The sequence below is a fragment of the Pseudomonas sp. Tof1 genome, from assembly GCF_055390395.1.
The window spans coordinates 2585836-2600391 of record NZ_AP024344.1 but is presented as its reverse complement, the minus strand read 5'-3'; the positions used below and the strand labels follow the sequence as shown (position 1 = coordinate 2600391).

The window sequence follows — 14556 nt, the reverse complement described above, 5'->3', positions numbered from 1 at the left end:
ACTGTAGCAATCCTCACTGCTACATTATCAGTAGCGGAGGATACACCATGTCACGCATTTCGCCTCTCAGTGCTCCATACCCGCAAGATATCCAAACCGAATTCGATCGAATCATGGGACCGGGCGTACCGCCCCTGGTGCTCTTCTCGACCCTTGCAAAGAGCGAACGAGCCTGGCGCAAATTCATGGGAGGCTCGCTGCTGGACGGTTCTGTCCTCACCCTTCGCCAACGGGAGCTGGTGATCAACAGAGTCTGCGCACGCACGGGGTGCGAGTACGAGTGGGGGGTGCATGTCCTGGCATTCTCAAAAGCTGCCGGCCTCTCCAGGGAAGACATCGCCGAAACCTTGCGGTATCCGCTCAATGGGACTCACTGGTCTGCCGATGAGGCGGCCCTGCTAAGCACCATCGACTCTCTGCATGATCGAGCTACGTTGAGCACCGCCGAGTTCGAACTGGCAAGAGAACACTTGAACGAGGAGCAAATTCTGGAGGTGCTGATGCTCGCCGGCTTCTATCACACAGTTTCGTACATCGCCAATGGGCTGGATCTCCCACTGGAGAAGCACGCAGCCCGATTCAGCGCGTTCAATCCCGGCTGAAGGTCAGCTCGCAAGGTGCAGCCCATGGCCCAGATCGAGCTCAAGAGTCCAGGCACTGGCACCGTCAGCGACGGGTTTATTTTCACACCATCAAAATCAGAAAATAAATCCATCCCATTGTCCTTACGCTCTCCAATGGGGTAGAGGCCGAAATATCGCTGCTATAGCCGCCTTCACCTTCAGGAAAACACTACACAGGACAAATCATAATGAGATGGCCATTTCCAGAACAGTCTCCACATGGGTCTCATTGCCACTTACCGCTCCCGGTTTCAACTCATCCAGGACATAAGCAATCTGGACCTTGGCCCCCACAACAAAAAGCTTACGATCCTCCTTGGCGGTAGCACTGTAGATGCTTTCATCCCTCACAGAACCATCGTCCAGCAACAAGCTGAATGAATTAACCCCCGTAGAAGAATCCTGCCCTGCAAAATAGACTTTTTTTACAATACCAGACACAAGCAGAAGAGGAATTTTCCGTTCCTCGATATTTTTCCACCATTCTTCCGACCCAAAAAGACCATGAGTCCCGTTAAGTCCTAAAAATGGCTTATTGGGATTCAACGTTAAGGCTTGTGTCAAAGCGACCCGATCCGGATTCCTTTTCAAGTCCTCAGATAGCAGATATACGGTCTTCATAGGCCCATCGGCCTCATTAAAACTCAAAAACACGAAACCACCTCAAAAATCACTTAGGAACCACTTCAAATTTAACTATATTTTCATTAAAAATATCTAGCGCCTTGCCTTTGCCAAGCTGCGTTGTCATCTGACCCTTCTCAACCTTAAAACGCGCATTCTCCTGGTTCCAGGGCCCCTTGACGATAGGCATGGAAAGCTGATTCATCGCAGGCTCGTTTGCAGCAATACCAATGCTTTGGAGCTTTGCAGAGGTCCCCGGGGCAGTCGTTATCCGAACGGTTACACCATCATAGCCAGACGAGTAAGACAACAGCGGAGAGGTGGACGTTTCTCCTGTTCCTGACAGAGAACCTGTAGCTTTGAGAGTATTAAAATGCTCTAAAGACATCGTACGGTAAACAATTTCATTGCCATAGGCATCAAACTCCAATACCGGGCTCAGTGGGTTTTCGGCTCGGGAAACCGGCACCCCCACACCAGGCCGCCCTGAATTTCCTGGCAGAACATCGACATAGCCACTGTTCACAGAGGAAGAAGCTCCCTTGCTTCCCCCGGGACTACAGTTGCCGACAAACCTGGTGCGCTGACGGAAAACGGATTGAATCCTGTCTGGTCCAGCCATTGCCCAAACGAAGGAGCCCAGCCCGACTCCCCATTTACGAACATATGAGCGACTTGATCGATATGCAACTGGCCAGCAGTAGTCCAGTCGCGAGTATTGCCACCACCAAAACCAGTAAATTTCCCAAGAATATCCGCTGCCTTTCCGTCAGGAAGTGTCGCAACGAACTCATCCACGGCTTTTGAGCCGGCATCAATTTCAGCTCGGATTTCAGGGCAGTTCCCGGTCTTTTGACAAGCCATGAGCCGCTCGCGATTCGCAGCATCTCTGGCATTGGCTTCTGCCTGCAGCTGATCGCAAGTACCTTCGGCCTGACAACGTCGTGCTTTCTCGGACAGTTCCTGAATATCTCTATGATTCAAGAAGTTATATTGCGTTGCGTTCTCTGCAACCGAAGATGCGATACCAGAGTCGCCTCGCGAGGCAACAGCACCCAAGACTCCAACAATCTGCGAAAGTGCCTTCAGGCTCGCTTCAGCCCTGATGTACTCGGTCGATCCTGGGATCAAGTTCGCCGGCATCAGCTTGTCGCCGACCGCTCCGAGCAATAGCTCGTTAACCCCACCCGAAATCGCCCCGGTCTGGAAGTCGCCGCCCATTGCCTTGGAGAGCAGACCACCCAGGCCAGCATGCAGGAGGATCTTCTCCAGGCTACCCTCGTCGAGGCCAAGGTCACCGATCTTCCCGGCGCCCACCGCGCCGCCGATGCTGATTGCCGTGCTCGTCGCGGCACTGGCAAGGTTGTCCTTGAGACTACCCCCGTACACCGCCGTCTTGATCAGCGCATCGGCCGTCACCTTCATTGCAACGGTCTGCGCGCTCGGAAGGTCGAAGCCTATCTTGTCAGGACTGTAGCCAAGGCTCTGCGTCACCCCGGCGGTCGCGAACGAAACGGCATACCCCTTCATCGCATCGGACGAGGTCACGTCCTTGAACACCGCGCCCAGGTTGCCGCCATTGTTGATGAAGCTGGTGGTGGCATTGGTCGCTGCGCTGGTCGACACCGCAGCTACACCTGCCGCCAACACCGGCGAGCTGCCCGCCATGGCGGTCATGACTGCCGGCCCGACCACTGCCGCCATGATGATGGCGATAATCAGCTGCGAAGCCGGCCCCAGCCCCGAGGTGTTGTACTTGAAGGACTCGTGGATCTCCTTCACCTGCCGCCAATCCACGTCGCCGCGCTGCTCGGCATCCTTCAGCCAGGCCAGTTTCGGGTCGGCCTTGACCATGGCGTCGATGGTCTGGCTGACCGTCTGCTGGTTGACCTCCTTGACATCGATCTTCAGGCCTTCGACCGCCTTGATGGTGATCTTGCCCTCGGCGATCATCTGTGTCTGGCGCAGGGTTTCGTCGGTGTTGCCCTTGCCCTTGGCCGAGTTCCAGAACGAGTTGTTGTTGGTCTTGGTATGGCTCTCGTCGTGCAGGTCCTTCACGCCCTCGAAGACGATGGCCCCGCCACTGTCAAGCGTGATGTCCTTGCCACTCTGCAACTGCGCCACCTGGTAGCGCTGGTCGCCACCGCTCTTGAGCGTCAGGTCGCCGCCGGTGGTGATCTGGCTGCCGACGTGGGTGACCTGGGTCACTTCGTCATGCTTGAGTTTCAGGTTGCCGAAGCCACCCTTCTCCTTCATGTCGTACAGGGTATGGTCGGTGTTCTGCGCCGCCAGCAGTTGCAGGTTGTTCCCCGCATTCACCCCCACATCGCCGCCCGACTTCAGGTTACTGGCGACCAGCGTCACATCCTGCTTGGCCTGCGCCGTCAGGTTGCCACCAGCGGTGAACTCGCTCGTGACCTGTTGGGTATGGCTGTCCAGCTCGTGGATGCGCTTCTTGCCTTTCTTGCTGCGAGTGTCGACGCTGTCCTCGTCTTCGGCCGACATCAGCGTCAGGTCACGACCGGCGCTGACTTCAAGGTCCTTGCCCGCCTTGGCGGTACTGGCGACGGCGTTGATGTCCTGCCCCGCCTCCAGCACCAGGTCACCTTCGGCGCTCACGCCGGAACCGAGGTTCTTGACCCGCGTGGTCACGGTGTTGTTATGCCCACCGTTCTTGATGACATGGGTCTCGCTGCTGTCAGTCACCGCCAGCAGGTTGATGTCGCGACCGGCCTTGAGCGTCGCATCACCACCACTGCTGATCTGGCTCTTGTTGGTCAGGTCCTGCCCGGCAATCATGCTCAGGTTGCCGGTCGCCGAGATGTGGCCACCGTCATCGAGGATGGTGCGATGGCCACTGCCATCGCTGACCAGGATGGCGGTGCGGTCGTTGACGATGTCGCCGTTCAGCACCGTCAGGTTGACCTGGTTGCCGCGGATGTCGCCGGCCATGGCATTGCGGATGCTGTCCTGGGCCATCATCGAGAAATGCTGGCCGGCTTCCATCAGGCCGCCGTTGTACACGCTTTCGCCGGCGATCACGCTGGCATCGTTGCTGGCACGCAAGGTGCCGACGCTGACCAGGTTATTGCCGGCAATCACGCTGATGTCGCGCCCCTGGACCAGGCTGCCGCCGCGAATGTCGCGGGAATCGACCTTGGCCAGGTAGAGCACCGGCACCAGGACTTTCTCGCCCTGCACCTCGCGCTCTTCCATCCAGACGATGTCGTGGGTCAACGACGCTACCTGGGCCGAGGTCAGCCCGACACCGACGGTCAGGTTGAGCTGGTCCTTCGAAGCGATGCCGTTGTCCATCAGGTAGCGGAACTGGTCGTACTCGCTGGTCAGGCCGTTGGCCAGGAAACGCTGGCCGGTCTGGGCGAATACCGCGTCGCTGACCAATCGGGTTTCGTAGCCGCCGTCACCGAGCCGGCGCCAGGCCTGCTGGTTGTCATAGCCCAACTGCCCGAGCATGTAGTCCGAGCTGAAGAAGCTCTTCAGGTCGGTCAGTTGCGGGTTGGTCTCGATCAGGTACTGGCCCTTGGGGTTACGGCTCTGGGTGAACATCCCGTAGTCGCCCTGGGGCAGGCGGAAAGTCGGCAGCGCCGTCGGATCGACGGACACGAATGGCGAGCCACTGAAGTCGGCCGGCACGAAGCTGACTTCGACGCTACCATCCGCATTGACGTGCTCGACCCGAGTCACATCCTTCGGTGCCTGGGCCGGCGGGCTGCTCGCGTTGACCGCGATGTCGATACCGCCGACTTTCGCGCCCAGCTGGTTGTCGCCCAAGGTGCCCGTCAGTTGCGCCAGGGTGTTGTCCACCAGGCTGCCGTTCTGGATGTTCTGGGCGACGTTCAGGCTGACCTTGCCGCCCGCCTGGATGGTGGCGGCATAGACGGTGTTGCCATCGGCACTCCAGGTGGTGACGTCGCTCATCAGGCTGAAACGACTATCGGAGGAACGGCTGATCAGCTCGTTGAAACGCGCCTCGTCGAAATGGCCAGCAGCGACGGCGGCGTTGAAAGCCGGCACATCGGAGGACTCCATCTGGTCCCAGTAGCCGGTATCGATCCGGCCTGGCGTGCCGATCTGAATGACGTTGTAGCCCTTGCGCGATACCGCCCCCTGGTTGAGCAGGCTGCCTGCGGTCAGGGTCAGGTCGCCGTTGGCCGCCATCAGGCTGTAGCGGTTCTCGATCTTGTCCGCCTGGGCCGTGAAGCCCTTGCCCGCCACCAGGCGCGCTGCCGCCGAGTCCTTGAGCGCCTGTTCGTTGAAGACCTTGGTGATGGTGATGGTGCCGCGCTTGAACGAGTCATGCCCGCCACAGTGCTGGCCACAGACCCAGGACAGGCTGCCGGAAACCGCCCCGCCCTTGCTCATCTCGAACTCGGCCTTGGCGTTGGTCAGCTCGCTGGCCTTGAGGTCGATATTGCCTTCGCTCTCGACGCTGCCGGAGAGGTTGCTGAACACACTGGCCTTGCCGTCATCCAGCGCGGCGAAGCTGAGGTCGCCCTTGCTATAGATGTCGCCGTAGAAGTTGCTCAGGCTGTCGCCACGAACGCGCAGGTCGGCGCCGCTGAACAGCAGGCTGTCCTTGTCGTTGTAGACGCCGTTGGCCGCCGTCAGCCTGACGGCGCCAAGCGCACCGAGGGTGCCGTGGTTGTTGATCCGTGCCGCCTGGATCGCCAGGGCCTGGTCGGCCACCAGTCGGCCGAGGTTTTCCAGGGTGCCTTGCAGCGTGAGGCGGGTATCGCCACCGCTCGCCAGACGACCACCGGACTGGTTCAGGTCGACAGCAGTGATCTCCAGCGCCTTGAGGGAGGAGATCACCCCGCTGTTGCTCAGGTTGCCCGCGAGTTTGAGGGTCAGGTCGTTGTCGCTGACCAGTTCGCCGGCGTTGCTCAGGCTGGCGACGTCGAACTTCAACGCACCGGCACTGGCGATACGCTCGCCTGCGGCGAGCGCCAGGGCCTGGCTGCTGGTGTAGGTCAGCCCGCCATTGAGCTGCCAGGTGCCCACACCCTCCACGCTACCGATCTTCCAATCGCCAGCGCCCAGGCCGATCATGCGGCCCTGGCCGCTGCGCAGGCTGGCAAGACCCAGGCTGAACAGCCCCTGGCCACCGTGCTCGATACGGCCGCCGGTATTATTCAGCGATGCCGCGGAGAGGCCGAAAGTGGTGCCACCGACAACGATCGAAGCATTCTGGTTATTCAACTCGCCATTGAGCGCGATATGGCTGGCGTCGCCCTTGAGCGCGCGCAACTGACCAGCGCTGTTGTCGAGGCTGTCGCCGTCGACGGTCAGGTTGCCCGCCGACTCCACCAGGCCGCCCCGGTTGATGATCCGGTCCACGGTCAGTTCGAGGTTGCCCTTGAGGCTGGCGATCAGGCCCAACTGTCCGTTGAGGGCGCTGTTGTCGAGATCCCCGGCAATGAGCTGGACGTCCGAACCCTTGATACTGCCAGCCTGGTTGTCCAGCGAGCCCTTGTTCAGCAGCAGCGAAACCTGGCTGCCTTCGGCAAGCAGGTTGCCCTGCTGGTTCAGCACCTTGTTGGCGGCGAGCTTCAGTCCTTCGCTGCCGGCCAGGACCTTGCCTTGCCCACTGTTATCGATCTCGGCGGCCGACAGCTCGATCCGGCGGGCCAGGACCTGGCCATTGCGGTTGTCGATACGCCCCTGGCCAGCCGAGACCCGGACCTGCTCGCCGACCACGACACCCTCGCGGTTGTCGAGGTTCGTCGCCGTCACGTCGACTGCACCGCTGGTGGACTGCAGGCGACCGCCCTGGTTGTTCAGGTCCTGTCGGGCCGTGATCTTGAGCGTGCCGGACTCGGCACTGACACGGCCCTTGAGGCTGTTGTCGAGGCTCAGGATATCGGCGGTCAGGCTATTGGCGATCAGGGCGCCGTTGCGGTTGATGACCTCGCCGCCCGTCAGCAACAGATCGGTACCGGCCAGCAGCTTGCCGTCGGTGTTGTCCAGTTGCTCGTCGGCCTGCACCTTGGCCGCGCCGCCATTGGCGTTGATCAGGCCCTGGCGGTTGTCGATGCGGGCTGCGCGCACCTCGGTCTCGGCCGATACCAACTGGCCGCCACGGTTGTCCAGGGTCTGCCCGGCCTTGGCGTCGATCTTGCGGCTGGCGATCACATTGCCACTGTTCTGGATCGTCTTGCCCAACAGCGTGACATCGCCTTCGACGTTACGACTGCCATCCTGGTTGACCCCGGCATCGATGCTGCCGCTGTTGACCAGTTGGCCGCCACTTTCCAGGCGGATGCCGTCATGGGCCGCCAGGCTCTTGCTGCTTTGCAGGTCGCCGCTGGTCTTGATATCGAGCTGGCTGCCGGCATAGACCGCGTCCTTGGTTTCCAGGCTCTCGGCCTTGACCTTGACCGCCTCGCTGGCAATGGCCTGGCCCATGGTCAGCTTGCCGTTGGCATCGATCTGGATGTCGCCGGCACTGGTGGCCATGTTGCCGGCCAGGCGTACACCCACACCTTTTTCCGTGCCCACCAGGCGAATGCCCCGGCATACATGCCGCCCAGGGCGGAACTGTCGATGGCCAGCGCCGGGGCCGCACTACCGTCGTCGGCCCGCGCCACAGCGGTCAGATCATCGGCCTTTACATCATTGCGGCCGGTGATGACGTTGAGCTGCCTGGCGTAGATTTCGGCGTTGATCCGGGCACTGCGGGTGATCAGGTCGAACTGCTCGACGGTCCCGGCCTTGAAGCCCGCTCCGTCGATGTCGATGGCCCCGCCATCCACCTGGAAATGGTCGACCCGGCCATTCTCGATGACCGCCTTGCCGGTGCTGAGGGTGACCCGCGGGGTATTGATGAAACCGCAACCGTTGCAACTGATGCCATAGGGGTTGGCGACGATCACGTGGGCCGACTGCCCCGCCACTTCGGTATAGCCACGCAGTTGGCTGGGACTGCCGCCGTTGACCTCGTTGAGGATGGTCGACGCGGCGCGACCGTTGAGGTTGCTGTTGCCGAGGATGATCCCGCCCAACTGGGTAGACTGAGTGCGGCCGGTGGCGTTGTTGAGGATGACGCCGTTGCTGCCGACGTTGTAGTCCTTGAACTGGTTGTGCGACAGCCCGTTGGCATTCGGGGCGGCGATGTTGACGATGGGCACGCCATTGCCCGCCTGCCCGAGCGTGGTTCCCGGTGCACTGACGACGATGCCATCGGCCTGGGCCCACAACGGCTGCCAGAACATCACGTTCGCCAGCAGGAAGGCGACCCCGCGCTTGGGCAACCCGAGGAAATGGTCACGGTTTTTCAGGGCAGCAGAAGGCTGCCCCGCGAGGAAGGCGAACTGGCGAACGTCCATGTCGGAAAATCTCGAATCGGTCGAAGCAAAAAATTAAAGGAAGAAGTCCAGGCGGAAGTAGATCGGCGCCTCACGCTCGGTAATCGGTGCCGGGCGTTCCAGGGAATGGGCAAAGGTCACCGTCGCCGCCACGTGCTGGCCGCGGGCGAACAGTTCCAGCGAGTCGCTGGTCATGCGCCCGTGCTGCTCGGCGTTGTAGCGGTCGCGGCGGATCACGCCCTGGTCATAACCGATACTGGTGCCGTACTCGGCGAAGACCGGACGCATCCAGTCCCAGGTCACCGGCCGGCTCCAGCGCAGGTCGTTGCGCCAGTAGCCACCACTGTCCCCTGCCAGGGTCTGGTCCTTGTAGCCGCGAATCGACGACTGGCCGCCCAGGCTCATGCGCTGCGGGCTGAACAGCACGTCTTCGCTGCGCTGGCCGGTCATCAGGCTGCTGAAACTGAAGGACTCACCCCACAGCTTGAACGGCTGCAGGTAGCTGACGGTGGCGGTGTACTTGCGGTAGCGGGCATCGGCCTGACCCGGCTTGGGGTCGTGGTTGGCCTGGGCGTCAAAGGCACCGATGCCGTTCTGCATGCCCAGGTCGACGTTGACGAACGCGCCGCCGATGCGCCGGCCATGGTTGATGCCGAACTGCGCTTCGCTGATGCGGTTGCTGCTGACCGCCAGCTTGCTGTCTTCGATAAAGTTGTTGGTGCGCAGGTAGGACACGCCGGTGTTGAGCGAGGTCTTGCTCATCGCATCGCGGTAGATCACCCGTTCCAGCTTCAACTGGTGGTTCTGGCTGTCGCCGGTCTGCTTGAAGTCGAAGCCGCTGGCCTTGGCCAGGGAACGGTATTCGCTTTCGCTGTAGGTGTAGCTGAGGTTCCACCAGCCGAACGGCAGGTTGTAATAGAACATTGCGTTGCGCGAGGTCTTCTGGTGATCGCTGATGGCATCGTGGCCGGCACGCAGCGAAAACTGGTCGGCCAGGCCCAGCGGGCTGTCCCAATCTAGGCTGGTGCCCCACTGCTGCTCGCCGGTGCTGCGCTGGCCATCATTGTGGCGCGACAGGCCGACCCGCCAGGGTTTCTGCGGGTTGTTCCTGACCAGTACCTCGCTGCCGCCCACTTCCCTGCCCGGAGCCAACTCCATCTGGGCCTGGTTCGACGGCAGGCGGTTCAACTGGTCGACCATCTGCTCGATCTCCCGCAGGTTGAGCAGGTCGCCCTGCCGGCCGGGAAAACTCATCTTCAACTCGCGCTCGGAAATGCCGCTGCCCTCGGCGCCCTTGAGCCCTTCGAGCTTGCCTTCGACCACCAGCACTTTGAGGTTGCCGCTGGACAGGTCCTGCTGTGGCAGGTAGGCGCGACTGGTGACCAACCCCTTCTCTATATAGAGGTCGGTGATGACCTTGAGCAGTTCGTTGAGTTGCGGCACGCCCAGGCACTGGCCGATGTAGGGCTTGAGCAGGCGCTCGCGCTCACCGCTGGAAAGCGAGTCCGCGCCCTGCAGGTCGATGGTCTTGATCGGGAAGCAGCGGCTGTCCACCGGTGCCTGGGGTGCCACGGGGGTGGCACTCTTGCCAGGCAGGTCCTTGAGTTCTTCGAGACGGCGGCGCTGTTCTTCGAGGAGGCGATCCTGACGATCTCGGATCAGGTCAGTGATACCGGGGGTATTATCAAGAGAAGCGGCTTGAGCGGTATTCAGAGCGGAAACACACAGCAGCGCAACGCAAATCCTCGTCCCGAAGGCGAGTGGAGACATGTTCGATCCCTCGAAAAACAACTGATAGCAAAATAGTGGCGCGATGGTAGAGAGACGTATCCTTGACGTCAACAAATGCTACTTTTTATTTCAGAGCCGACACACCCGGGAGGGCCCGGCATGCCCCCGGCAGGAGCGCATGCCTTGGCAGGGGGCCGGTCAGGCCTTGGTATTGACCGTAACGGCAGCGCCGGTGCTGCCGAACTGCTGCAGGTTCTGCAGCACGTTGATGGCCTTCTTGTAAGCCGGAACCATGTAGTTGGAATACACGTCCTTTTTCATGGCGCGGTCCTGGATCGTGGTGATCTGGGTCGCGAAATACTCCATGGCGTTGAACTTGTCGTCAGTGTTCTTCTGGACGCCGAACTTGTCGAAATCCTGGCCGGCGTTAAGCAGCAGGCTGGCGGTGAACGTATCGATCAGGCCGTTCTCCTTCAGGAAGGTGCTGATCTTCCCCAGTTGGGCCGGGCTGACCTGTTCCGGGTTGAAGTCCTTGAACTTCGAACGCATCTTGGCCGCGGCCATCTTGCCGGTATCGAGTGCCAGCGGGTCCTTGCCGACCGTGCGCAGCAGTTGCTGGGCCTTCTCGCTCTGGATCTTGTTCTGCTGCGCGGGAGCGCCGTCCTTGACAAAAATCTTCAGCCCCGCTGCCGAGGCCCACGCCCCTACCGTTCCCATGCTCATGGTCGATCTCCCTGGCTCAGGTAGGTGAAAATCTGCTGCTGCGGTCGACGTGCTGGTGAGGCAGTCATAGGAAACGTCCCTGATTTAGGTATGAAAGGCGAAATTCTAGTCAATGTTCCAATCAGGATACAATCTATCTACATTCCATTACATAAAGATGGCGCCTGCTCCCACCGGGTGAAAGCCGGTGCCAGAATTCCACAATCCTGCACGATCGTACCTAAAGACCCTCCAGACCAGGCCGATAACCTCTCGCAGCCCTGAAAAGCTGACGAATAATAAAAGCCGCTCTGCAAGGACAGGTCCCATGCCCACGTTCCGTACGATCCAAGCCCGCTACACGCTGTTTCTGGTCCTGTTTGTCCTGCTGCTGTTCGTCCTGACCGTGGTCGGCATCGGCCAGTTGGTCGCACCCAAGCTGCGCCACACCGAAGAGCAGGTGGCACTCAATCGCATTGCCGAAGTGGCGGAGCAGATCCAGGGCGAACTGAACAAGGTCCAGGCCCAGCAACGCAGCATCACCCAGACCATTCCCCTGCTCGACAGCGACGCCATCGACAAGGTCCTGCCCGGCCTGGTGGACCAGTACGGGGAGCTCAAGGTGTTCGGCGGCGGCATCTGGCCCCTGCCCGGCCAGCGCACGCCGGGGCAGAACAAGCACAGTACCTTCTGGCACCGCGATGCCAACGGCCAACTGAAGGTCAATACTTTCTGGAACAGTGCCGAGGCCCCCAACTACTACGACCAGCCCTGGTACAAGGGCGGCATGGCCACGCCACGCGGCCAGTGCGCCTGGGCGGCGGCCTACAAGGATGACGCCAGCCAGGAACCGCGCACCAACTGCGCCATGGCGATCCAGCGCAACGGCGCGCCCTACGGCGTATCGACCATCGACGTGACCCTGGGCTTCTTCAACGACCTGGTGGCCCGCAAGGAGAAAGACCTGGGCGCCGAGATGCTGATCGTCGAGGCCGACGGCAAGATCATCAGCAACAGCACCCACATCAGCAGCCCGGTGGTGCTCAAGAACATCAACGACCTGGCCGGCAACTCGCCCTTCGCCGCCCAGATCAAGGCCGCCCTGCAGGAACGCGACCATGGCCGGCGGCGAGTGGAGTTCGATAACGCCGGTGTCGCCAGCACCTTCTTCATGCGCCCCATCGAAGGTTCGCCGTGGTTCCTCGCCACCGCCCTGCCGACCCAGTCGATCACCGCCCAGCGCGACGACGTGCTCAAGACCCTGAGCCTGCTGCAGGTGCCGATGATCGTGCTGCTGGTGCTGCTGCAGATCTACGCCATTCGCAAGCTGGTGCAGCGCATGCGCGTGCTCAAGGGCAATATCGATGCGCTGTCCAGTGGCGATGCCGACCTGACCCGGCGCATCGTCATTCGCGCCGAGGACGAACTGGGCGCCATCGGCCATTCGGTCAACCGTTTCATCGTCTACCTGCAGAACATGATCGGCGAAGTCACCCAGGCCACCGGCGACATGTCCAGCAGCCTGGAAAAACTCCAGCAGACGTCGGCGCAGACCAACCAGATTCTCGCTCGACACGCCTCGGAGACCGACCAGACGGTGACCGCCATCACCGAGATGAGCAGCACCGCCGAAACCGTGGCGCACAACGCCGCCGAAACCGCCGCCTTCACCCGCCGCGCCAACGAAGACGCCGACCGTTCGCGGGTGGTGGTGGGCGAAGCCTCCGGCAGCGTGATCGCGCTGATCGACGAAGTCTCCAGTGCCACCCAGAAGGTCGGGAGCATGCAGGAGGATGCCCAGCGCATCACCGAGATTCTCGGGGTGATCGGCGCCATTGCCGGGCAGACCAACCTGCTCGCCCTGAACGCCGCCATCGAGGCCGCCCGGGCCGGCGAGCAGGGTCGCGGTTTCGCCGTGGTCGCCGACGAAGTCCGTGCCCTCGCCGCCCGGACCCAGGCCAGTACTTCGGAAATCAACGAAATGCTGACCCGCCTGACCCAGGGCGTCAGCTCCTCGGTCAGCGCCATGGAAAACACCCAGGCCAGTTGCCAGTCGGCCGCCGACGCCACCGCCCGGGTCAACGCCGGGCTGGACGAAATGGCCGGCTCGGTCAGCCACATCAACAGCCTGAGCACGCAGATCGCCACGGCCGCCGAGCAGCAGAGCGCGGTGACCGAGGAGATCAACCGCAGCATGGTGCAGATCCGGCACATGGTCGAGGAACTGGTGCACAGCGGCCAGGCCACCGACGCCAACACCCGCAGCCTGCTGGAGGCCAACAACCGCGTCAGCGCGCTGATGGGACGCTTCAAGGTCCGCTGACCCGCCACAACGCAGTACCCCGCGACCGTTCGGCGTGGGGTACTGCAACACTCATCGACTGCCCGGGTGCAATGCTGGCTCATCGCCTATGCTCACTGCTGCTTCTTCCCTTTAAACAAGGAATGCAGTAGGAGCTAACATGGAACAGCCCTCTTTCCAGACCTATGCCAAAAGCCTGAGCAACGAGATCCATATAGAAGCCGATATTGCCGTGGTCTACGCCTACGTGACCCAGCCGGATCGCTGGCACGAATGGCACCCGACCTCCGTCAGCGCCGAAACCGGCATGCACGGTCCCGTGCCCAGGGATCATCGCTTCACCGAGGTCATCGACCTGCTCGGGTTGCGCGTCGACATGAACTACCGTGTTGTCGTGGCCGACCCGCCCCACACCTTCAAGACCGCCTTCACCTCCTCCGTCGTCGACGGCTGCATCTATTACGAACTCCAGCGTCAGGGCCGCGGCACCCAATTCTGCCGAACCCTGCAGTACATCACCGAACTCAACCTCAACGGCCTGCAAGGCCGCATGCACGAACTGTCGGCCCGGGCACTGAACAACCTCAAGTACGTCCTGGAAACCTCGCGCCATACCCTTGCCTGACAAATCCGTCATCTTCCCCTCAGGTTGCCGACAGCGGCGACGGCGCATCATCGATGCCCGTCGCCGCCTCTCCCGCCCGCAAGAATGTTGCTGACTGTTTCAGAACCCCTTGCGATTGGCGTTATCGGCGAAAATGTCGCCCTCTCACCCAGCCTTCCGGAATCTGCCCATGAAAACCCCACTGCGCATGGTCGCCCTCTCGGCCCTGTTGATCGCCTCCCTGGCCAAGGCCGCCGAACCGCTGTCCATCGATGTCCATCGCGATGCCAACTGCGGTTGCTGCAAGCAGTGGATCGTCCACCTGCAGGCCAATGGCTTCCAGGTCAACGACCACGTCGAGGCGGACATGAGCGCGGTCAAGCAACGCCTGGGCGTGGCACCCCGACTGGCCTCCTGTCACACCGCGGTGATCAACGGCAAGTTCGTCGAGGGCCACGTGCCGGCCGAACAGATCAAGGCCCTGAGCCAGCGCGCCGACCTGCGCGGCATTGCCGTGCCCGGCATGCCCATCGGCTCGCCGGGCATGGAGATGGGGGATCGCCAGGACGCCTTCCAGGTCATCGGCCTGACCAAGTACGGCACCGACCAGGTGATCGCCGACTACCCGGCGCGCTGAGCGCCTTA

The 14556-nt window shown here is 61.5% G+C and carries 9 protein-coding genes and 2 pseudogenes; 5 read left to right on the top strand and 6 right to left on the bottom strand.

Features of this window, described 5'->3' with window-relative positions; all coding sequences use genetic code 11:
- Positions 1 to 47 precede the first annotated feature (47 nt).
- Positions 48 to 602: a carboxymuconolactone decarboxylase family protein gene (locus ACZ5KU_RS12000; protein WP_464737212.1), complete on the top strand. Its 555-nt coding sequence runs from the start codon at positions 48 to 50 to the stop codon at positions 600 to 602.
- A gap of 204 nt (positions 603 to 806) precedes the next feature.
- Here ACZ5KU_RS12000 and ACZ5KU_RS11995 read toward each other — a convergent pair whose 3' ends face one another.
- The 6 genes from ACZ5KU_RS11995 to ACZ5KU_RS11970 all read right to left on the bottom strand — a co-directional run bounded on the left by ACZ5KU_RS11995 (position 807) and on the right by ACZ5KU_RS11970 (position 11026).
- The gene (locus ACZ5KU_RS11995; protein ID WP_416772948.1) at positions 807 to 1277 is read right to left on the bottom strand and encodes a hypothetical protein; all 471 of its coding nucleotides are present in this window, start codon (positions 1275 to 1277) and stop codon (positions 807 to 809) included.
- Between the two features lie 16 nt (positions 1278 to 1293).
- Entirely contained in the window at positions 1294 to 1773 is a 480-nt protein-coding gene (locus ACZ5KU_RS11990; protein WP_464737211.1) for a hypothetical protein, read from the bottom strand.
- Complete coding sequence (locus tag ACZ5KU_RS11985; RefSeq protein WP_464737210.1) at positions 1770 to 7748, bottom strand: DUF637 domain-containing protein; 5979 nt, start codon at positions 7746 to 7748, stop codon at positions 1770 to 1772. Before ACZ5KU_RS11985 ends, ACZ5KU_RS11990 begins: the two co-directional genes overlap by 4 nt.
- Positions 7676 to 8593: a filamentous hemagglutinin N-terminal domain-containing protein gene (locus tag ACZ5KU_RS11980; RefSeq protein ID WP_464737209.1), complete on the bottom strand. Its 918-nt coding sequence runs from the start codon at positions 8591 to 8593 to the stop codon at positions 7676 to 7678. The genes ACZ5KU_RS11985 and ACZ5KU_RS11980 overlap by 73 nt, the downstream gene beginning before the upstream one ends.
- 33 nt (positions 8594 to 8626) lie before the next feature.
- Complete coding sequence (locus ACZ5KU_RS11975; protein ID WP_464737208.1) at positions 8627 to 10342, bottom strand: ShlB/FhaC/HecB family hemolysin secretion/activation protein; 1716 nt, start codon at positions 10340 to 10342, stop codon at positions 8627 to 8629.
- Positions 10343 to 10501: 159 nt separating this feature from the next.
- Positions 10502 to 11026 carry a hypothetical protein gene (locus ACZ5KU_RS11970; RefSeq protein WP_464737207.1) on the bottom strand — a complete coding sequence of 175 codons (525 nt, stop codon included), beginning with the start codon at positions 11024 to 11026 and terminating at the stop codon, positions 10502 to 10504.
- A gap of 307 nt (positions 11027 to 11333) precedes the next feature.
- Here ACZ5KU_RS11970 and ACZ5KU_RS11965 point away from each other — a divergent pair.
- From ACZ5KU_RS11965 to ACZ5KU_RS11950, 4 genes and pseudogenes are all read left to right on the top strand, one after another.
- Positions 11334 to 12467 (top strand): annotated as a pseudogene (locus tag ACZ5KU_RS11965) (cache domain-containing protein); the annotation flags it as partial.
- A gap of 339 nt (positions 12468 to 12806) precedes the next feature.
- A pseudogene (locus ACZ5KU_RS11960) lies at positions 12807 to 13328 on the top strand (methyl-accepting chemotaxis protein); the annotation flags it as partial.
- A gap of 139 nt (positions 13329 to 13467) precedes the next feature.
- Positions 13468 to 13932 (top strand): SRPBCC family protein, encoded by a 465-nt coding sequence (locus ACZ5KU_RS11955; RefSeq protein WP_464737206.1) that lies wholly within the window; start codon positions 13468 to 13470, stop codon positions 13930 to 13932.
- Between the two features lie 169 nt (positions 13933 to 14101).
- Positions 14102 to 14548 carry a DUF411 domain-containing protein gene (locus ACZ5KU_RS11950; RefSeq protein WP_464737205.1) on the top strand — a complete coding sequence of 149 codons (447 nt, stop codon included), beginning with the start codon at positions 14102 to 14104 and terminating at the stop codon, positions 14546 to 14548.
- The last annotated feature ends 8 nt before the right edge of the window (positions 14549 to 14556 follow it).

What these genes read in the sequence shown, in the direction of transcription:
- ACZ5KU_RS12000 (WP_464737212.1), top strand. Translation starts at nt 48, where the DNA reads ATGTCACGCATTTCGCCTCTCAGTGCTCCATACCCGCAAGATATCCAA.
- ACZ5KU_RS11980 (WP_464737209.1), bottom strand. Translation starts at nt 8,593, where the DNA reads ATGGACGTTCGCCAGTTCGCCTTCCTCGCGGGGCAGCCTTCTGCTGCC.
- ACZ5KU_RS11975 (WP_464737208.1), bottom strand. Translation starts at nt 10,342, where the DNA reads ATGTCTCCACTCGCCTTCGGGACGAGGATTTGCGTTGCGCTGCTGTGT.
- ACZ5KU_RS11970 (WP_464737207.1), bottom strand. Translation starts at nt 11,026, where the DNA reads ATGAGCATGGGAACGGTAGGGGCGTGGGCCTCGGCAGCGGGGCTGAAG.
- ACZ5KU_RS11955 (WP_464737206.1), top strand. Translation starts at nt 13,468, where the DNA reads ATGGAACAGCCCTCTTTCCAGACCTATGCCAAAAGCCTGAGCAACGAG.
- ACZ5KU_RS11950 (WP_464737205.1), top strand. Translation starts at nt 14,102, where the DNA reads ATGAAAACCCCACTGCGCATGGTCGCCCTCTCGGCCCTGTTGATCGCC.